The organism is Ekhidna sp., assembly GCF_040220215.1.
Lineage (GTDB): Bacteria > Bacteroidota > Bacteroidia > Cytophagales > Cyclobacteriaceae > Ekhidna.
Window position 1 is genome coordinate 94,253 of record NZ_JAVJTR010000009.1, and the last position, 21,566, is coordinate 115,818.

Consider the following 21,566-nt stretch of genomic DNA (forward strand, 5'->3'; position numbering starts at 1 on the left):
TCAATCAATTCTCTTGGATTCAACACTTATAGAGTCCGGTTCCATTCAGGTAGATGCTTCATATACCTGGAATGATTCTACTCAGACAATCAGTGTGGATAGTCAATCTAGAGAGGTAGAGGTATGCTATCGTGTTCTTTCTACTATTCTTACCAAGCCTTTTCAAAATCGTGACATTGCAGACTATGATGATTCCCGAGAGGATAGGATCATTATAAATGGGGTGTCCTTGGTAGAAAAAGAAGAGCTATTTGAGTTTGGTGGAGTTCAAAAATATGGCGCAATTTCAAGAGGAGTGTCATTCGGCAATCGGCAGAGCTTGTTTGTCAATTCCAGTTTGAACCTCCAGATGGATGGAAAGCTGGACGAGAATTTGAATATATCTGCAGTCATAACGGATCAAAATGTCCCTTATCAACCGGAAGGAAATACCCAGCAAATCCGCGATTTCGATAATGTTTTCATCAAGCTGTACAACGATAAATTTGATGTAATCGCAGGGGACATTGTCCTTCAGCAACCATCAGATGCAGGGTATTTTCTTAAATACTATAAAAACATTCAGGGACTTCAGGCTAGCTATCGTGGAAGTTCTGAAAACTGGAAGCACGAATCACGTGTTTCCGGGGCATTGTCAAAGGGCAGATTCAATTCAGCTATCATTCCACCCGTGGACGGACTTTCCGGGCCTTACAAGTTAAGAGGCCCAAATGGAGAACGGTTTATCATTGTTCTGGCCAATTCCGAAAAGGTATTCATTGATGGAAAACAGATGGAACGGGGGTTTGATAGGGACTATGTGATTGATTATAACCTTGGGGAAATAACCTTTAACAATCACATCATCATTACTCAGTTCACCATTATACGGGTTGATTATGAATATGCTGAGCAGTTTTATAGCCGTTCTAATCTTTCTGCTTATCAGTCCGTATCAAATGAAAAAGTGAAATTATTTACCAACTATTATAGAGAGCGGGATAATCCGAATACTAGTTTTGGTTTTAATCTCAGCGAGGATGACCTCACTCAACTGAGAGGCATAGGCGACAACCTGGATCAGGCATTCATTACCGGATTTGATAGTGTTCAATTTTCAGAAAACAGGATTCTTTATTCCAGAAAGGATACAGTGGATAATGATGGAGTAGCAGAATCGATTTTTGAATACTCAACAGATGCTTCTGAGGAATTATTCAGCCCCACATTCTCTGAAGTAGGATTTGGAAATGGAGATTATGTGCTCTTGCAAACTACAGCCAATGGCAGAATTTACGAATGGGTGTCACCTGAAGGTGGAGTATCTCAGGGTAACTATCAACCGGGAGCTTTCATTCCTTTGCCCAACAGCAGGCAGATGATGACGGTCGGTGGTGAGGTGAATCTCTCAGCTTATGAAAAAATGACCGGTGAGGTTGCTTTTTCAAAGACCGACCAAAATCTTTATTCGAATATTGATGATGACGATAATGGCAGTAGAGGGTATTTCACTTCCATTCAAACACAAGGCAGACCAGCATTTATCAGTGACTATAAATGGGTGGGTGCTATCTCCATGGAATATGATGAAGCAGACTTCACATTCATAGATCGGTACCGTCCAATTTTATTCGATCGCGATTGGAACTACACACCTAATCGTACAGAAAGTACGGATGATTTGATCCTGTTTTTAAAAGCAGGTGTTGAGAAGGATCAAGGGAACAGATTTATAGCTTCACTCAACAGAAGGAAGCGTTCCGATTTTATTGATGGATGGCAGCAATCCGTTGACTTTAATCAGCGGCTATCGAACTTTCAATTATCCAGCACCCATTTTCGTTTAACCAATGATCAACTAGATCGGACGACAGATTGGGTCAGATCAAAATCAGATTTAAGCTATCGTAAATGGAAATTAGCTCCGGGGTATATTTTTGATCTTGATCAGAATGAAATTCAGAGTGGTGACAGCATCGTTAGCTCTTTAATGCACTATCAGGCCCATGAAGCATACCTGGAAAGTACGGATTCAGCTAAGTCAACCTACCGGATTGGATATCAACTAAGACGAGATCAGCTACCTGTGAATGGAGAAATACAGGATTACTTGTTCTCAAAAAACCTCAAAACCTCATACAGCTATAATGGAGAAAAGGGAAGTGTTACTGCTGACTTTAACTATCGTAAGGTGGAAGATAAACTTGAATTAAATCTTGGTCAGGACGAAGTGATTAATGGCCGGATTAATTGGATTCAATCATTTTTGAATCGAAATATACGATCCAATTTTTCTTATGCCTCCGGCAATAGTCGTGAGCTCAGGAGAGAGTTTATTTACCTACCGGTAGCAACAGGAGAAGGAACCCACACCTGGCGAGATACAAATGATGATGGTGTTCAGGACCTGAATGAGTTTTTTGAAGCGATCAATCCGGATGAGAGAAACTACGTAAAAATCTTTACCCCAACGGACGACTACATCACCTCCTTTCAGACCTTTTATCTTCATACCATTGATGCTCGATTCCCAGCTGGTTGGCGTAATCAAGGTGGCTTTAAACAATTCGCATCAAAGCTTTCAACGAATATCAATCTGAATGTTAATTATAAAACCACCTCGGATGCATATAACGATAGACTGAATCCATTTGCGATCCAATTATCCGATGATCAGTTGATTGCTGCACAGAATGGTAAGCGCTATACGATGTTTTATAACCGAAATGGGAGAGGGTTTGCCGGAGACTTTACTTATCAGACATCAGACAACAAACAACTGCTTGTTCAGGGATTTGAGACGCGTGAAAAGAATGAATGGGTGTCAAATGCCAAAGTGGACTTAAGTGCCGAATATACCTTTAGAGTAACTACAACTTTGGGCACATTATTAAATCAATCGGATTTTCTGGATTCAAGAAATTTCGAAATTGTTACCAATGCTTACCGGCCTCAAATCATATGGCAGCCTTCCAACGTATTTCGATTGATCGGAAGCTTTGAACGAAAAGCCAGAAACAATGAATTCACAGAATCCAGTTCGGAATCAGTGCTTACTAAAACCTATAGCTCAGAAATTACCTGGAATCAGGCGGGGAGTGGATCGCTAAGGGGGATGTTTTCAGTTGTTAATATTGACTTTTCAGGAGATCCGGCTTCTTATCTGGGCTATTTACTATTGGATGCATTACAACCCGGAACCAACCAGACCTGGCAGATTAATTGGCAACAAAAACTTTCGAAAGGTATGCAAATCTCCCTACTTTACAACGGTAGAAAATCGGAAGATTCCTCAGCAATTCATACGGGCAATGTTCAGGTAACTGCTTTTTTTTAACCTATTTTCCTTTAACCATTTTCATCAGTCTTCCGGCGAATACAAAATCGTTGAGTTCCTGCACATCTGAATCTCCAATTTCGCTACTCGGCCCTGTCCAGAGAATTCTTCCCTCATGCATGAAATTTACAATATCACCCATCTCCAGTACAGAGTTCATATCATGAGAAACAACCACTGTTGTTATGCCGTATTCGTCGGTGATATCTTTGATGAGGTTGTCAATTTTAATGGAAGTCTGTGGGTCGAGACCGGAGTTTGGTTCGTCGCAAAAGAGGTAGTTTGGTTTTGTTACAATGGCTCGCGCAATACCAACGCGTTTTTTCATACCACCTGAAATCTCGGAAGGCATTTTACGATTTACATCCTCTAAACCTACCCTTTCCAGGCAGAAATTAACCCGTTCCAGCTTTTCTTCTTCCGATTGTTTGGTTAGGACATTCAAAGGAAACATTACATTTTGTTCCACTGTTAAGCTGTCGAAAAGTGCACCTCCCTGAAAAAGCATGCCCATTTCGCGTCGTACTTCTGTCTGCAGTTCCTTAGTTGCGTTTGCAAAACTCCGGCCATTAAATTCAACCGTGCCTTCATCAGGGCTTACTAGTCCAACAATGCATTTTAAAAGAACGCTTTTTCCTGTCCCACTAGCTCCGATGATCATGTTTGTCTTTCCTGGTTGAAACTGCAGATTAATGTTGTAGAGTATCTGCTTATCATCAAATGATTTTGATATGTTATTTACCGTAATCATGGAGTGAGTAGTGGTGCTAGTAAATATGCAAGAAGATAATCTGCGGCAAGAATAGCGATACAACTGCTGGTTACTGCATTCGTACTCGACTGACCAACCTCAAGGGCACCACCTGTAGTAAAGTATCCTTTGTATGAACTGATTGCGGCTACAAGGAATCCAAACACTACTGCTTTTATCAAAGCGAATGTGACCTGGAATGAATTAAAGTCCATTTGTATACCAAGGATATAATCTGTTCCTGAAATTACGCCTGTAAAAAGTGCAGTGAGGTAGCCACCGTATATGGAGACAAACCCTGCCAGGATAACCAAAACAGGAAACATGAGAACAGATCCGATTATTTTGGGTAAAACCAGGTAAGAGGTAGCGTTGATCCCCATCACCTCCAGTGCATCTACCTGCTCCGTTATTTTCATGGTTCCAATTTCTCCTGCAATGTTTGATCCCACTTTGCCTGCATATACAATGGCTGTAATAGTTGGAGCCAGCTCTATAAGCGTCATGTCACGAACAACCAGAGCAATGATTGGATCGGCAATTAATGGAGAAATGAGGTTATAAGCAGTTTGCACAGTTGTAACAGCCCCCATGAAGGCAGAAACAATCACAACAATGAATACAGAGTTGTATCCGACCTTTATACTTTCATCTACAGTCCTGACGACATACGTCTTAAAGGATTCTCTCCTGACGAACAATTGGCCTAAAAAGATGATGAATTTCCCTAAACTCTTCATGAAGTTGCGAACGCTAAGATTGTTAGCTTTGTCAAACATAACACCTTAAGGAATAATCAAAAAAGAAACATGCATAATTCAGAGAGATTAGTGGTGATTACCGGGGGAACGAAAGGAATTGGAAAAGCTTTGGTGGATCGATTTGCTTCCGAAGGGTGGCCCGTAGCTACCTGTTCCAGGAAAGATGACGATCTGGATGCGTTGAGAAAAGAAATAAGCGAAAAGCATCAGACACTCATTCACACCTTCAAGGCTGACCTTTCAAAAAAGGAAGGTGTAAAAGACTTTGTTGAGTTTGTGCAGATGATTGCCAAGCCGGTAGAAATCCTGGTTAACAACACAGGTGTGTTTAATCCCGGATCAGTACTGGAAGAAGCGGATGGGGCCTTAGAGCAAATGATTGACACAAATCTATATAGTGCGTATCATCTGACACGTGCTATTGCACCAGCCATGAAACAAAATAAGAGCGGACATATTTTTAACCTTTGTTCGGTGGCGAGCTTGAAAGCCTACCCGAATGGCGGCTCTTACTCGATTTCTAAGTTTGCGCTTTATGGCTTTTCACAAGCGATCAGAGAGGAGTTAAAGGAGTTTGGAGTACGTGTGACGTCCATTTTAGCAGGAGCGGTGAGAACACCAAGCTGGGATGGAGTAGATATTCCGGATGAACGTTTTATGAAACCGGAAGATATTGCCGAAACCATCTACACCAGTTATCGGTTGAGTGAACGAAGTGTGATTGAAGATGTGGTTCTCAGACCTCAATTAGGAGATATATGATTCAGAAGTATTGCAATAGCCTCACAGAATATTCCCGACGAAAAACAAGGGAAGTGTTCATTGGTGACATTCCTCTCGGTGGGAATAACCCGATTCGGGTGCAGTCCATGACCACCGTGGATACGATGGACACCATGGGTTCGGTGGAGCAGACGCTTCGCATGGTAGAGGCAGGCTGTGAGTATGTGCGAATTACTGCTCCCAGCATTAAAGAGGCACAAAACCTGGAGAACATTAAGAATGAGCTGCGCAAACGAGGATGCAATGTCCCATTAGTTGCAGATATCCACTTCACCCCAAATGCTGCGGAGCTTGCAGCTACTATCGTAGAGAAGGTACGGGTGAATCCTGGAAACTATGCTGATAAAAAGAAATTTGAACAGATTGAATATACGGACGAGACGTATGCTGATGAAATCAGAAGGATAGAAGATAAGTTCTCTCCCCTGGTAGAGATCTGCAAGAAGCATGGGACTGCCATGCGAATAGGAACCAACCATGGCTCGCTCTCGGATCGTATCATGAGCCGCTATGGAGACACACCACTTGGCATGGTGGAGTCTGCTTTGGAATTTATTCGCATCTGTGAGGCAATGAACTATAAAGACCTGGTGATCTCAATGAAAAGTAGCAACCCACAGGTGATGGTACAAGCATATCGTTTGCTGGTAAATAAGCTCGACGAAGAAGGACTGGAGCCATACCCACTGCACCTGGGGGTGACCGAAGCAGGAGAGGCGGAAGATGGACGGATCAAGTCGGCGGTTGGTATTGGAACCTTGCTGGAAGATGGGCTGGGTGATACGGTAAGAGTATCACTTACAGAGGAGCCGGAAGTAGAAGCACCGGTGGCGCAGATCATGGTAGACCGATTGTCAAAAAAATCGAATCAACCGAAAATCGAATCAATCGAAAATTATAGTATACATCCGTTTGAATACCACCGAAGATCAACCGGAGAAGTACTAAATTTTGGAGATGAAAATGTGCCACGTGTCATTGCGGACTTCTCTAAAGTTGCCGAGGTAAAGACTAAAGATTTGAAAGCAATCGGGCACTCGTATTTGCCGGAGTTGGACAAATGGGGGATGAATGACCTGGGAGCGGATTACATTTATTCGGGCTCAAACCCCATTGATTTCATGCTACCGAATGGCCTGAAAGAGGTCATGGATTACGAGGTTTGGCAATCGTGCAGCGATCAAGCAAATAAATTCCCTTTAATTACTGATTTACAAAAGGTTGAATCATTTAATGAGAAGTTAAACTTTATAGAAGTTAATACGGATAACTGGGACCAAACAATCTTTGGTTTACTGGAAAAAACAGCCAATACCGTGCTTATACTGCATTCTGAGCAGTCTCATGCCACGGCAAGCATCCGCAGATTCGTTGTGGAGCTGATGAATCGAAATATTCAGGTTCCGGTCGTACTGAAACAGGCCTACCCTGAGCTGACCGAAGACGAGTTGATGATCTATGCATCCACGGATGCCGGCACTTTGTATGTGGATGGAATTGGAGATGGAATTATGCTATCTCCGACCTTTAGACCTTCGGTTGACACTTTGCGATTGTACAACAATACAGCTTTCGGAATTCTGCAGGCCGCTCGTACACGTATCACTAAAACGGAATATATCTCCTGTCCATCTTGCGGACGAACGCTCTTTGATTTGCAGGAGACCACCGCGATGATTCGCAAGCGAACAGATCACCTGAAAGGTGTGAAGATCGGGATCATGGGATGCATTGTAAATGGCCCGGGAGAGATGGCCGATGCGGACTTTGGATATGTGGGCTCTGGCAAAGGAAAGATCACGCTCTACAAAGGACAGGAAGTGGTGAAACGAAGCGTTCCATCTGAGCGTGCACTAGACGAACTCATTGACCTCATCAAAGAACATGGCAAGTGGGTGGAGCCCGAAGGAGTGGAGGTTTAGATTCTTCGCTATGCTCAGAATGACACTCCGAGTAAAGATAGTCTTAGCGACAGAGTCATGACTACCTGCTAGGACAGGCTGAAGAATGAAGCATCTAGATTTTCGACATGAGGATATGAACCGGGGCACGTGGCTACCTGGAAGAATTACGTACTTTCTTAAGTATTAATTGCAGGGAGTCATCTCCTTGTAACCCATCGAGTTTTAACGTCTCAGCATTCAGTTGATTAATGCGAAGTTGGATTCGCTGATCTACTGCTAAAATGATCAGACTATCGTTGTTAGAACTCAATTGATAATTCGCTCTAAGACGATTAGTATGATGGTTGAATTCCAAAACTATGCGTTCAGGACTGGCATACTCAAAGTATAGCTTTGTTAAAACAGAATCTTTGTTGTTAGGATAAGTGATCGGATCAGCTCCTTTCTTCATCGCTTCCACTGACCAGACCCCCTTTAAAAAGGTATTATTGATCGGGCTATCATTGGCATACATCCAGATTAGGCCAAATGCTGCAAGCAGCACCAAGGCTTTTAAAGATGTCCTTATCAACCCTGAAATGTTCCATTTTAGTTTAATCGTAAAGTTAAAAAAGGTAGATTTTATCTTTTCCAGATCTATGAGAAGTAGATAGAAAGTTCCGAGTGTGAAAAATATGGACGCCAGTAAAGACCAGGGATTAATGAAGTAAAACTTATTAATGAACACCAGGTTAAGCATGGTAGGAAATAAGATGGCTGACCCCAGCAATCGGGTTTTTCGAAATAATAAGAAAAATGCACCACTAATTTCAATAGCCGCAAGGATCAAAGCATACTCACGTGAAAAGCCAAAATAGTACCATGTCAGATAAAAAGGGTGCAAGGCATTTATAGGAATGTCTTTGATATGTTCGGGAACCTCAAACTGTGTTCGAAGAATTTTAGCAAATCCATAAGAAGAGATGAGGAAAGCTAACCATATACGGATGAACAATTGACAAAAATGGTTGAGCGCGTTGGTTAGATTTTCTTTTTGCCTTTCATAAATGGACCAGATAATCCCAAGTGCTATGCCTAGGTAAACCAAAAAGGTGTAAATGGTGCCATTAATATCCCAGTAAGCATATTCAAATGGAGTATAGTTTTCGAAAACCTCTGCAATTTTCAAAAGGATGTCAAACACAGCCACACATACAAGGACAGAGGCTAGAATTCTCAGAAACGAATGAAATAGGCTGCTGAGTAAGACTTTCATGGAGTAAGGAATTAAAAGCAGACCAGAACCAATAGTAAGATAGTCATTCCGTTTTTTTTATACAATCTATCCCAATTTCAGGATGGTCATTGAGTGTCGTTGTTGGTATTAGAATCCTTTAATCTCGGTTTGTACTTTCACAAACCTATTTTTTCGATTCGTGGAGACAAAAACCGAGGTGGAAGAAAGTCGTCTGACGAGTTGCTTTGTTTAAAGCACATACCTTGAACTCTCTCCAATACTTACAGATTTACTCGTCTGACGACTCTCCAGTTTAGCCAGACCGTCACCTTGAACTCCCGCGGACGGCAGGTGTTAGGGTCTAATGTTCAGTTAGAAATAAGCAAAGTGGTAAAGATTCTTTCGCTATACTCAGAATGACACTCCGATTATAGATAGTGCTTTTAGCGACAGTGTCATGCCTGCCTGCTGCCGACAGGCAGATGTACGCAGCATCTATGCCATTCCCAAACTACTACGTTTACGATTCATAAGAACCAAGGTGGTGAATTTTAAATCCCTTATTCAGCTAAGTGAGAGTAAATTCTCAATTGCCCATTCCCCTCACTTTCGCTAATTTGAGGGGCTAACCCAACCGCCATCCTAATGAAATACTACGATCCACAAACCCTGGCCTTCTTATTGAATGACGTTCACAAGCTGGAGGATTTATTAAAGAAAGAACGCTTCGCTGGTTTTGACAAACCATCCATTGACCTACTGCTGGATGCGGTGAAGGATTTCAGTGACAGCTCGTTATTACCCTACATCAAAGGAAGCAGTCTCAATTAATTTTTTTGCAAGGCTGAAAAAAGCGATTTAAAAGCAAATTGAGCTTTTAAATCGCCAGGGTTATTAATCAAGAAATGTACGTGACAATTTCCCAAGTATTACTTGTCTATATTTTTCAGTATCAGATGTTTATCAATAGAATAAGCTCCACTTCCTGTGATTAACAGGCCGACAGCCATTCCAATCCAAAGCAGAAAAAATTCATACCCTTCGCCTGCCTGATTCCCAAACCAGTTCATAAAAAATCCATTTTGGATATGGGAACTAAAGATTATCCCGAGTGCCAGCAAAATATAGTTTGCAGCAACCAATCTTGTGGCAACACCGGCTATTAATGCGATTGCCCCGAAGGACTCCAAAATTATCACCATAAAACCCACGATCCAGGGTAGGCCAACGGTTTCTGTAAAGAACCCCATTGTACCTGAAAAACCATATCCGCCAAACCAGCCCAAAAGCTTCTGAGCTCCATGTGGAAATACGACCAACCCCAGCATGATTCTAATAGCTAAGGGTGCATAAGAATCAGTTGTTTTAAATATTTTCTCTTTCATCTTATGTGATTTAAGCGTTGTAGTAAAATTTCTCCCTAATGATTTTTCCATTTTCCCATTCCTGCACAGAAATCTGGGAATACTTGCGAACACCCCATTCTTTATGGGTGTAGTCATAGTGCCACTCTACCATGGTGGTATTCTCTCCAACTGTAATTTTTGCAGGATTGGCATTTCTGAATTCAGTTATGTTGTTCAAAAACTCAATTTCTCTTTCTCTGTTTGCAGATTTACCTAAGGTAGGGGCAGCTTCATTTTCCTGCATGACAACATCATCAGCATAGTACTTTTCAAATGCTTCCAGGGCTTTTCCCTGCAGCACTAAATCATTTAAGTCATTGATTTTTTCCTGTAAGTTTTTCATGAACTTTGTGTTTAAAATTTAACACTACAAAGCTCTGAGAAGGGGTTTTCTTAAAAATTCAACCAGGAGTAAAAAGAAGGTTAATCTAGATTAACTACCCACTAGTTCTGCCCTGATTTTACTTAAGAATTGTTTTGTAATTCCTAAATAAGAAGCAATGAGGTATTGAGGTACGCGTTGTTCAATCTCAGGGTATTGTTCTCTAAAAAGCATATACCGATCCTTAGCTGATAGACTGTGATTACGAACAATCCTCTTTTGAGACGCCACGAAAGCTTTCTGAATGATAATCCGCATGAATCGTTCAAGTTGTGGAATTTCGGAATATAAGTGCTCAAGGGCCTCAGGAGTAAATTGAATGACTGTTGTTTTCTCTAAGCACTGAACGTTATAATCAGCCGGCTCCTGACTGATGAAACTCCCCAGATCTGCAGTCCACCAGTTTTCAAGTGCGAACATAACGACGTGTTCATTGCCGTCTTTATCCATGAAAAATGTCTTGGCGCAACCGGAAACAACAAAGTTTTCATATTTACAGATGTCTCCCTGCTGAACAATGTATTGCCCTTTGAGGTAAGTCCGTATTTTAGCGCGATCCTTTAAAATAGAAACCTCATGACTACTTAAGGCGATGTGTTGATTTAGATAGTTAATTAAAGATTCGAATTCCATTTTTCCTAAACTTAACTTCTAAGTTATAGCTGCTAGAACTGCACAGGTTAATTCACAAGCGTGAAATTTCCACTGCCATCATTGATCCACTTTAAATTAGGAAAATGATCACGTTCATAATATAGATCGACAGTACCATCACCATTTAAATCCTGCATATAAACCCACAACCTCCACGTGTCGCCTTCATTGTTTGTAATACGTTCGGAAGTAGCATCTTTGAAAGTTCGGTCTCCCTGATTTTCAATGACCTGCAATTGAAATCGCTCGTAAAAACCATACTTATTCCCATCCGTAACCCGGTTTAAAATAATGTCACGATCCCCATCATTGTCTATGTCTTCTGCATCAATATCCACTACGATGGTATAGTCAGTGAGCGTAGGTAAGGTCGTACTCAAATCACGGTAATATTTTCCGGAACTATTCCCCCATAAGATAAGTGATGGCGCATTTTCAGCAGTTGGGTCTTCATGTCCGGCAAGCACTAAATCGATAAATCCATCTTTATCTATATCGATAAATTCAGCCGTATAGTATCCTCCATTATCTAGAAAATAGTCGTCAATACGATCCGTAGCAGCCGAAAAACTACCGCTTCCATCATTAAGCAGGATAACAGTGCTAAATTGAGGCATTGGCCAGCCTGTCATGATAATGTCCAAATCGCCATCATGATCAATGTCTGCGGAAGCACCACCGTGATAGAATCCTACAAAATCATTGAAGATGGTTGGTGTAAAACCAGCACCATTGTTCATAAGCAAAATAGGAGCTTCACCAGGATAAGGAACGTCATCATATCCATGACCAATGGAAAAAGCATCCAGTAATCCATCATTGTTATAATCGCCGGTTATAATTTTTCGGGCATTGATCATACCTTCAAAGTCTGCCGGAAATGCGGAAGTAGATTCCACAAAACCATCACACGAAGTGTTGCACGCTCCGGCACACTCACAATAGTCAGCGTTTACAGCGGATCCATTGCCAAGAAATAAATGCATCGGATATCTATCATACGTTTTAAACTTACCACCAGCCATCAGTACATCTGTGTGTCCATCAGAATTGAAATCTCCGTACGCATGCGTAAATTCCAGACCATCTATTTTTTTAAGTTGCCAGCTATCAACATAAACATCAGAAGTCTGCAATGAATAAGAACTACCTAATTCAATAGTTGCATTTGGAGATAATTCAAGCCCCTCATCCTTCACTAACACGATGGAATAAGTAGTTTGTTTAGATTGATCTTCTGCTGTTACTGTGATCGTTACCGGATCACTATCGAGCACAAGTTTGTCACCCACTTTTCGATCTGCTGTTGCATTGGAAGACAGATTAAGGGTTTTAATACTTACTTCCGAAACTAAAAAAGGAAGTTTGCTTTCGGTAGTAATTGTATTTTCAGTAATAATTGTTGCATATATTTTCGTTCCGGCTTGCAGTTCTAGTGTTACAATTTCAGCATCAAGAGGTTCTACATTTGACGGCTCATCAGACCCACAGGAAAAGAATATAGCCAGTAGTGAAAGACATATGGTTTGTTTGATTTTCATTATTTCTGTGTTTAAACTGGCTTCAGACTATAATTTTTTCGCAATCTGAATGTTTGTAGGAATCTGATCGATACTAAAAGTAGGTGAATAATGGTTATAAACAACTATTCATATTAGAGGTAAATTTTGTTTTAAGTGCTAACATTCTGTGCTTAAAACTGCACATTGAATTTAGCCTCAAACTGTTCCGGAATATCAGCCTTGACTTCTCCCAGGTTTTGTCGTAAATCAATCTCTATCCCACGAGCAATGGTAGAGATCGGCACGTCATTGGAAGTACCCTCAAACGGATTGTCTCCGGTTCTTCCGATTCGCTCCATGGTGTGGAAGACCCAGCCTACCGCAGTATACACAGGTATGGCGAACCAGATAAACAGGTTGCCAATCACTGGGTAGGAATTGGCCAGACCAGCACCAATCTCCATAAACTGGGGAACCAGTGCTACAGGGAGGAAAAGGAGGAGGATCCACATGAAATAATGATTGAGTGTCGCGAATTGTCTTGGGTATGGAAAATTCTTGATCCGTTCACTCTTACCCTGCAAGTCAAACAAGTCTTTCAACAGACCCTCCAGTTCGAGAAAAGAGAACTCCCAAATCAGTCCTGACTCTTTGAGCCTCCTCAGGTGATGTGATTGTTGATACAATAGAGCCGTCTGCTTGTTGTCTTTGCTTAGAATATCCTCCATATCCTCTTTGCTGAGATAAGGTTTAAGATCAGCTTCTAAGGTTGAAAGTCTTTCCGGGGGTCGGATGCCCCATTCCTGATTGGTCTTTTGGTTGACGGTCGTTTCCCATTGCTTCTGCACGCGCATGGCATGCCGAAGAGCTGTCATCCACGCAATATGTCGATAGGTGAGGGTTTTCACTTCCTTTTTCAGCAGTTCATCGCTTTGCTTTTCTTTCGCATGCTCATTAGTGATCATGTCTTGCAGAAACATCCCTAAGGAGCGGGAAGTATTTACAATACCACCCCATATTTTACGTCCTTCCCAAATCCGGTCATAGGCAGCATTGTTTTGAAACCCGATGATAAAGGCCACTGCGGTACCGATCAAGGCGATGGGTGTCCATGGGATTTGCAGCCAGGCGATATCGAGAAAATAATAGGCCAGCACCCATAAGGTGATGATGAAAAATATTCTCAGGGTGTCGAATCTGGTCCAAAGGAAAAGCTCAGAGGCTTTGTAGGTTCGTCTGGTGTACATGGTCTGTGGCGTTCTAAGAATACTAATTTACAACAACACTTTCAGGTTTATGCTTTCTTCACAAATTCAGATTTTAATGCCATTGACCCGAACCCATCAATCTTGCAATCGATGTTATGATCTCCGTCAGTGAGTCGGATGTTTTTTACTTTGGTTCCGGCTTTCACCGGCTTTGGTGCGCCTTTTACCGGGAGGTCTTTGATAACAACTACTGAGTCACCATCCTGCAATACATTTCCATTTGCATCTTTGATTGCATCAACATCTGGTTCAGCAACATCTTCCAGATTCCATTCATGTCCGCATTCCGGGCACATAAGCAGATCGTCTGTCGGATAAGCGTATGGCGATTTGCAATTGGGACAAGGAGGTGATTCAGTCATGTCGTAAAAATAGGGAAATGCAGGGATGATTTTTCTTATGACATTTTCTAACTGTGAATGTCTGGTTTGAAATCATTAACTTTCTTTCAGTAATTCCAAAAAAACTAACATCGCCTAAACCCATGAATAAATTTAATACCCCACTGGAGGCCTTTCAGCATTGGCTGGAAGAAAACCCGGCATACACTTTTCTACGTCAACCCATCAATCGAAGCTTCATTGAATACTCAAGAGAGGAGGTGTACCAACAGGCTTGTAACGTTGCTGCTGCTTTGCAGGCACAAGGATTGAAAAAGGGAGATCACGTTGCATTGTTGTCAAAAAACTGTGCCCACTGGTTTATGACTGACCTTGCCATGATGCTCGGAGGGTTTGTTTCTGTGCCATTGTATCCGTCATTGGATGCGAAAAGCATTAACGAAATCCTGCTTCATAGTGAATGTAAAGCGATCATAGTTGGCAAGCTGGATGATTATTCAACTCAGAAATCCGGCATTCCTGACATCATTCGGGTTGGCGTTGAGCTCTATGGCATTGAGGAACAACACTCTTGGGAAAAGCTCGCTGAAAAGTCAGATGAGTCTTTCACCCCACACATTCAAAATCCTGATGACCTGATGACGATCATGTATACCTCCGGTACTACCGGCAACCCAAAAGGAGTGATGCATTTGGTGAAATCCTTCAACGGGGTTGCTAGCATTGGAACAGAAGCGTTGGAATTACCTACTAAGGGCAAATTTTTTTCTTATCTGCCCCTCTCTCATATTGCGGAACGCATAGGGATCGAAATGGGATCGATTTATAAAGGCGGGTGCGTAAGCTTTCCGGAATCGTTGGACACCTTCGCCGAGGATCTTTCAAATGTTGCACCTGATGTCTTTTTGGCGGTTCCAAGAATCTGGCAGAAGTTTCAGGAAAAAATTCTGGAGAAGCTACCACAGAAAAAGCTTGATAAACTGTTGCCTTTACCTATCATCGGAGGACTTATCAAGAAGAAAGTCCGAAAGAAACTGGGACTTAATAATGCCATTTGTTTTTCAGGGGCAGCACCACTTTCCGTAAGTCAGCTGGAATGGTATAATAAACTGGGGATAGAGATAAAGCAATGCTATGGCATGACTGAGGATTGCATATTGTCTCATTTCAATTTACCCGGAACCAATAAATTCGGAACTGTTGGGAGACCTTTGCCAGGAGTTGAGTCTCGGCTATCCTCGGAAGGAGAAATACAGGTGAAATCCGATTGCCTCATGGTCGGATACTATAAGGAGCCTGAGAAAACCAAAGAAATGTTTACCGAAGATGGCTATTTAAGAACCGGCGACATTGGTGAGTTTGATCACGATGGCTATCTATCAATTACCGGAAGAATCAAGGATCAGTTTAAAACGGATAAAGGCAAATACGTATCTCCGGCAGGCATTGAAATGAACCTGGCCAAGAATATGGATTTTGAGCATGTCTGTGTGGTTGGGATGGGAATCGCCCAACCGATGGCATTGATTGTTCCTTCAGAAGCAGGCAGAGCAAAAAGCAGAGAAGAGCTCAGTGAGTCTGTCGCTAAATCTATTGCCGATCTTAACCCCTCCCTCCCAAGCCACGAAAAATTGGCAAAGGGAATCATTATGAAGGAAGACTGGACCGTCGAAAACGGACTCATGACCCCATCCATGAAAATCAGACGAACGAGGGTAGAAGCCATTCATCAACCCATGTATGTCACCTGGTTTGATAATCCGGGTAGGGTTATCTATGAGGAGTGAATGATTGGGATGTAAGTTGTTGAATTACCTCACAATTACTTTTCCAGCACCATGATAAGAGTGATACTCATTGTTGTACATAGCATCCGCTGCAACCGGACCCAACTGATAATGTCCTTTTGAAACTGCGCGCACCATATAGTAGTACTTTCTTTCTCCACTGTAATTCAAATCTGTGAACAAATGCACACGATCATCCCGGAAGTCTGAGTACTCAGGACGGCTGGCATTACGGATCCATCGATAAGCTGGCAACTCTCCAAACCTTGGATTTTCCACCTCGAAGCACCCCGGTAGCATGTCAGTCACCACAACATTGTCAATTGAAGTGTTGAAATTTTTCGAGAGCGTCAGTTCCACAATCAGTCGATCGTTTTGTTTGATGTTGCTAAGGTTAGCCACAGAGCCGTTCTCGGCATAGAACGTCCTCCTGACCTTGATGAAGTTGTCCTCCTCTACATAAGATCCATCCTTGCTGATACCTTCTGACTCCCAGAAGTAATAGAGTGTCCCTTCTCCGCTAGTGGAAATAGAGATCTTACCCCCTATATCACTTCCTGTAAGCTCCAGCGGTTCATTGGTGTTCTTAAACGAGCCGATCGTTTTTCCATTCGCTTTGATATCTGCGTTGATGGAAGAGTTAGCTGCTTCTTTAGCAATCCGTCCCAACGCAACCAAAGTAAAGGCACGTTCCTGCGTACTAAACCAACTGCGCTCTTTCAATGCATCAGACAAATGCTTAGCCATCACCGGAATCTGATCATTAGTAGGGTCGATATCCAACAGTGCATTCAAAGCTATGGCTTCATCACGAATAGGTGAGTAGAAGCTACCTCCTGTAGACCGTATTTTTGACTCTGACGTGAAGTTACTTTGGATAAGTTCTTTGCTTCTGGAAGGGTCTCCAGCAAGCACATATGCTGCGCTTAGTAAATACTTACTGTCAGCGGTTATATATTCTTGCTTGGACAAATAGAAGTTCATGGTAGATCGCTGTGGCTGACCTGCTAACGCTAGTACATAGAGGGAATAGAAATTTGCTCGCGGATAAATAGGTCTTTTCTGAGTATAGGTATAGTAATAGTCGATTACCTTTTTTTCATTGGCTTGTTGCTTGAGGTAATCCATAGCTTTTGCAAGTACCTCGGCATCTACGCTATAGCCAGCGCGTTGAGCTTCCGCTAAGAAGTGGGTTGCATATACAGAACCCCAATATGAAGCTGTCCCATGACCAGGCCAGTAAGAAAAACCACCATTGTAAAGTTGCATCAGGTAAATTCTCTTGATGACCTCATTTACGATGTAGTTGGCATTATTAACCTCAAGGTCATCGCTACTCAATACACCCGAGGACACATTTCTATAATATAGCAATGGGAACCCTTGCGAGGTGGTTTGCTCAATGCAGCCGTACGGATAACGTAGCAGATACGAGAGATCCTGTGTAAACTCTACCATGGGTGACTTGCTTACAATCAGTTTTCGCTCTACTGTCTTTTCAATGAAGTTGGAATCTTTAATTTCTACCTGTTCTGTTTTGGCTCCTTTAATAACGCCAGACCCGGTGATTTTCAGGAGTGGGGAGTTCGGACGTATTGTGATGTCGGTGAGGTGGGAGTAGCTATCGCTTCCCGCATTCACATCTACTTTTATCTGGCTACTTCCAATGTTATTATCAGCATAAACCTTGAAGTTGAACATGGACTCCTGACTTGCCGGGAGCTTCGATTTTATTTCTTTTTTGCCAGCAACATTCAATAGGTCTTCTGTACTGACTTTAACCGTAGATTGAATGCTATTATCTGTTGTATTGGAGACAGCAACCGGCATGATCAGGGTATCTGTTGGACTCAGGAATCGAGGGATTCCCGGGCTGATCACAATCGGATCCGCAACCTTCATATTTTTCTGCCCATTTCCAAAGGCAGCATCTTTGAATGCCACCGCCATGATTCGTAGATCACCGGAGAACTGAGGGATGTTTATGGTGTATTCGAGTTTTCCGCTACCATCGGCTTTCTTAACCCCATTCCAGAAACTGACCAGCTTCACCCGGTCATTGTTAAGCGGGTTCACACGTGATGATAGTTCTGAAGCCAGACCCGCTCCGCCACCAGTCAGATTTCCGGCAATTTCCGGGAAGAGGTATGGATAAATATCATAGGAATTGACTGCTAGGGCACGTTTTCCATAAAAGAAATCATACGGATCAGGGGTTTGATATTTGGACACTTGCAGGATTCCTTCATCGACTACAGCCAATCCAACCATTGCGTTTGGTGCAGTTGAAATTGTGATCTTCTGCTTTTTGTTGGATTCGGATTTTTCTACTGCAGTGATTTTCACTTCCAGCTTATTGTCAGGTTTATCCACTTTCACTGGCATATACCCATGCGCTACAGTCAGCGGGATATCTGATTCTTTCTGCGGCTTAAAAAGGGTAGTTGATATGAAGATGTTAGGTAAGTAATTCTCCTTAATTGGTAGGTCAAATTGTGCAGATCGGTTGTTGGCCTGAACGTAGAAATGATCCAGCACATTGTCGGACTCCACAGTCACCAGTACTTTTCCTGAGAACGGTGTTTTCAGAAGCACTTTGGCCGTCTCTCCCGATTTGTAATTCTCTTTATCTAATACGATATCTACTTCACCTTCATTGTCAACATCAAAAGAATTGACGGTAGTAGACCCATATCCATAAGCATAGAAGCTGCGAGAGATGTAGTTGTTTACGCCCGGAGGGAAGATGCGTACTTCATATCGACCCGACAAATCCGGGATGAAAGAAATGCTGGTGTCAATTCCATTGAACTCCATTTCCTTGTCTTCGATGATTCGCTCATAACTTTCTGATCTGTAGCGATAATAGCTTCCTGATTTCGCCAGTATAGTTTTATACTCATGTTTGATGATTTTAACAGTAGCTTTCTGACCTTTCAGGACTTTTTCGTCTTTGTCTAACGCAATTAGTTTGGTCTTAACTAAATCACCGGTTTTAACCCAGTAGTCATCACTTTTCAATCCAAAGAATACTTCCTGTGTGTAGAGGTTGGCCCGATTGACTACAGCCACAGGACGTCCTGTTTCATCAAAAACTGTCACATAAGCTGTGAGACGAATGATGCCATTACTCTTGAAGTTGCTCGGTATGTCTACAGATAGGTTGGCTTGACCAGATTCGCTTGTCGTGCCTTCACGAGTAATATCATACAAGTCGGTGTTGTTTTTTTCGTAGTTGAAGTTGTATCCCCGATAGTCTTTCGGATAAAATCCACTTCGGGTCCACTGCATGCGCACCTCGTAGTTTTTGTTAGCCGCTGGTGGGCCAAAGAAATTCACAGCGGTGATATCCATGTTGATTTTATTGTCTGTTGGGAGGTATTCTTCTTTATCCAGCTTCGATTCTACTTTGATTCGATCCGGCAGGAATTCTTCCACTTTCAGCGTCTTGCTCGTGAGGAATTTATCGTTCGATGTATAAACAGAAACGGTGTAATTTCCTGTCAGTGATGCCCCTGGAAGTGAGATAGAGGTTTCGGCTGACCCCTGATCATTCAGAATTTTCTGACGGTTCACAAACTCTTTTCCATCAGGAGTTCGAACATTGATTTTTACTGGAATTTCACCCGGAAGTCCCCATTTCCTGTCACGTACAATGACAGCAAGATTTGCCGTTTCTCCCGGACGGTAGAGATCACGTTCCATAAAGATGAAGCCCTCATAGACTTTGTCGCCCAGATATTTACCACCAACATCATAACGAGAGGTTTGAACCGTTGTGGAATTGTAGTCCAGTAGGTTATAATCATCCCCCTTGCTCACAGTGACCATTTCTGGCCTGAAACCATTTGGTAGGTTGGGGTCAAGATTGAGTACGGCAACTCCGGATTGATCTGTAGTCACCGTACTTAGTTTTTGATTGTTGTTTCCAATCACAGTGACATTCGCACCGGCTATCGGTTCGCTAGAGTCAAGAGAGTTTACAAATACATGAACCTTGTCTTTTCCGTTTTTGACGATCATTCCCAAATCGGAAACAGATATAAGTCTGGAGTCTTTTAGCCATCGGTTCTCGGTAGAGCGAACCTGTACTACATAGATGCCTTTGTAGTTTTTCAGCTTATCCTCAAAATCCAGGTTTAGCAAGCTGAAGTTACCCTCTCTCGGGAGTTCAGACGTATTGATTTTTTCAGAAAAAATCTCGTCCTGCAGGCTTGTATTATTATAGTTGTATCCGTAGTAATATTCGTCGCTATTGTAGTCGTAGTAATAATCACGGCTGGATAGGAACGTCATCGCGTTGTTCTCATAAAGCTTAGAGACCACCACTTCAACCTCAGGTATGTTCAGGATTTGCACCTTCACATTTTTAAATCCCTTTCTACTTAAGAATCGGGTTTTGGTACTGGCGAACTTGATTGTTGGCTGCACCTTTCCGAAGGAGAATTCTTCGCGATAATTGTTCTTTAAGATACCTCCGATTTCACCTTCCATCCCTTCTTTCAGTATTACCTCATATTTCTCTGTTACTTCAAATGACTCACTTGTGATCACGAAACCATTATTTTTTCGCTCAACTTCATACCTCAGCTTTGGCTTTATTTCAATAAGGCTCTCATAGTTTCTTGATTGAGGCGCCTGTGAGGTCACAATTGTCAGGATGCCCTTAGTCCCGTCATAATTGGAAGAAACACTTGTCACCTTGAAGTTATAGGGGCTGTTGAGGTTAGTAGCAACCTCTCTTGGTTCTTTGGTTGCTTCCTTACCACCAAAAGGAATAAGACCTGGCTGTAAGATCAACTTGACTGGAATAGCCATGTCCTTAAGTTCGTATTGGTTGACATGTATTTTGATGGTTCTGGAATAGTCTTCTTCGGTATCCATTTCATAGGCGACCGTTTCCGAGCCTAACTGCAATTCCATTTTACTCTTAAGGTCACTTACCGGAACCGGAAAGTTGAATTCAAGCTCTAAAAAGACCTTAGGTGTTTCTTTACTGTCCTTGTTGATTCTGGCCCAATAGGATGAGATTTTGTACACACTCAACGGAGTGGTTTTAAAAGTGAATGAAATGTCTTCACCTAATTTTAGCGGCTGATCTTCAGGGATTACTTTGTCTGTAACAGTTCCTTTGATAGTGGTAGCTGGTGGAAGTTTTTCAGAAGGAGAGAACGTAAGCCTGCTGGGAGTTTCCCAATTGAATACTCCATCTATTGGTGGCTCAAACTTGATGTATTCTGTACTATCCCACCGATTTAAGGCTTCCTCAGTGGCTAAAGTTTGATTGAATTCAATTGTCAGGTTTTGAGTAGTAGTTACTTCCTCGCCAAAGTTTCTGAACGTAATTTCAATCTTTTCTTTATTGCTACAGGAATAAAGCCCTGCAAAGACAACAGCGGTAAAAAGGATACTTTTTAAATATCCTGGGAAAGGTAATTTATTTGAAGACATATATCTATAAGGTTAGGTATGAGCAAACTAAATAATATTTTTGG

General features: G+C 42.1%; 15 protein-coding genes. 5 read left to right on the forward strand and 10 right to left on the reverse strand.

What is annotated here, in order from left to right:
• Positions 1-13 precede the first annotated feature (13 nt).
• Positions 14-3,316, forward strand: coding sequence for a DUF8818 domain-containing protein (locus RIC88_RS02225; protein WP_350215798.1), 3,303 nt, complete (start codon positions 14-16; stop codon positions 3,314-3,316).
• 1 nt (position 3,317) lies between these two features.
• Here the strand turns inward: RIC88_RS02225 and RIC88_RS02230 are convergent, their stop codons facing one another.
• Both RIC88_RS02230 and RIC88_RS02235 read right to left on the reverse strand, forming a co-directional pair.
• Positions 3,318-4,067 (reverse strand): ABC transporter ATP-binding protein, encoded by a 750-nt coding sequence (locus RIC88_RS02230; protein ID WP_350215799.1) that lies wholly within the window; start codon positions 4,065-4,067, stop codon positions 3,318-3,320.
• Positions 4,064-4,807 carry an MlaE family ABC transporter permease gene (locus RIC88_RS02235; protein ID WP_350215800.1) on the reverse strand — a complete coding sequence of 248 codons (744 nt, stop codon included), beginning with the start codon at positions 4,805-4,807 and terminating at the stop codon, positions 4,064-4,066. Before RIC88_RS02235 ends, RIC88_RS02230 begins: the two co-directional genes overlap by 4 nt.
• A gap of 69 nt (positions 4,808-4,876) precedes the next feature.
• Between RIC88_RS02235 and RIC88_RS02240 the strand changes: the two genes are divergently transcribed.
• Complete coding sequence (locus tag RIC88_RS02240; protein WP_350215801.1) at positions 4,877-5,590, forward strand: SDR family oxidoreductase; 714 nt, start codon at positions 4,877-4,879, stop codon at positions 5,588-5,590.
• A complete protein-coding gene (gene ispG, locus RIC88_RS02245) occupies positions 5,587-7,533 on the forward strand; it encodes a (E)-4-hydroxy-3-methylbut-2-enyl-diphosphate synthase (protein WP_350215802.1) in 1,947 nt (648 codons plus the stop codon). Before RIC88_RS02240 ends, ispG begins: the two co-directional genes overlap by 4 nt.
• 133 nt (positions 7,534-7,666) lie before the next feature.
• Here the strand turns inward: ispG and RIC88_RS02250 are convergent, their stop codons facing one another.
• Positions 7,667-8,770 (reverse strand): hypothetical protein, encoded by a 1,104-nt coding sequence (locus RIC88_RS02250; protein ID WP_350215803.1) that lies wholly within the window; start codon positions 8,768-8,770, stop codon positions 7,667-7,669.
• A gap of 606 nt (positions 8,771-9,376) precedes the next feature.
• Between RIC88_RS02250 and RIC88_RS02255 the strand changes: the two genes are divergently transcribed.
• Entirely contained in the window at positions 9,377-9,562 is a 186-nt protein-coding gene (locus RIC88_RS02255; protein ID WP_350215804.1) for a hypothetical protein, read from the forward strand.
• A 98-nt stretch (positions 9,563-9,660) separates the two neighbouring features.
• Here the strand turns inward: RIC88_RS02255 and RIC88_RS02260 are convergent, their stop codons facing one another.
• The 6 genes from RIC88_RS02260 to RIC88_RS02285 form a co-directional block, all read right to left on the reverse strand.
• Entirely contained in the window at positions 9,661-10,116 is a 456-nt protein-coding gene (locus tag RIC88_RS02260; protein WP_350215805.1) for a DoxX family protein, read from the reverse strand.
• A 10-nt stretch (positions 10,117-10,126) separates the two neighbouring features.
• Positions 10,127-10,480 carry a nuclear transport factor 2 family protein gene (locus RIC88_RS02265; protein WP_350215806.1) on the reverse strand — a complete coding sequence of 118 codons (354 nt, stop codon included), beginning with the start codon at positions 10,478-10,480 and terminating at the stop codon, positions 10,127-10,129.
• 90 nt (positions 10,481-10,570) lie between these two features.
• Positions 10,571-11,152 (reverse strand): Crp/Fnr family transcriptional regulator, encoded by a 582-nt coding sequence (locus tag RIC88_RS02270; protein WP_350215807.1) that lies wholly within the window; start codon positions 11,150-11,152, stop codon positions 10,571-10,573.
• Between the two features lie 47 nt (positions 11,153-11,199).
• Positions 11,200-12,714 carry an FG-GAP repeat domain-containing protein gene (locus tag RIC88_RS02275; protein ID WP_350215808.1) on the reverse strand — a complete coding sequence of 505 codons (1,515 nt, stop codon included), beginning with the start codon at positions 12,712-12,714 and terminating at the stop codon, positions 11,200-11,202.
• 152 nt (positions 12,715-12,866) lie between these two features.
• Positions 12,867-13,922, reverse strand: coding sequence for a bestrophin family protein (locus RIC88_RS02280; protein WP_350215809.1), 1,056 nt, complete (start codon positions 13,920-13,922; stop codon positions 12,867-12,869).
• A 47-nt stretch (positions 13,923-13,969) separates the two neighbouring features.
• A complete protein-coding gene (locus tag RIC88_RS02285) occupies positions 13,970-14,305 on the reverse strand; it encodes a zinc ribbon domain-containing protein YjdM (protein WP_350215810.1) in 336 nt (111 codons plus the stop codon).
• A 122-nt stretch (positions 14,306-14,427) separates the two neighbouring features.
• Between RIC88_RS02285 and RIC88_RS02290 the strand changes: the two genes are divergently transcribed.
• Positions 14,428-16,071 (forward strand): AMP-binding protein, encoded by a 1,644-nt coding sequence (locus tag RIC88_RS02290; protein ID WP_350215811.1) that lies wholly within the window; start codon positions 14,428-14,430, stop codon positions 16,069-16,071.
• Between the two features lie 24 nt (positions 16,072-16,095).
• Here RIC88_RS02290 and RIC88_RS02295 read toward each other — a convergent pair whose 3' ends face one another.
• Complete coding sequence (locus RIC88_RS02295) at positions 16,096-21,522, reverse strand: alpha-2-macroglobulin family protein (RefSeq protein ID WP_350215812.1); 5,427 nt, start codon at positions 21,520-21,522, stop codon at positions 16,096-16,098.
• Between the last annotated feature and the right edge of the window lie 44 nt (positions 21,523-21,566).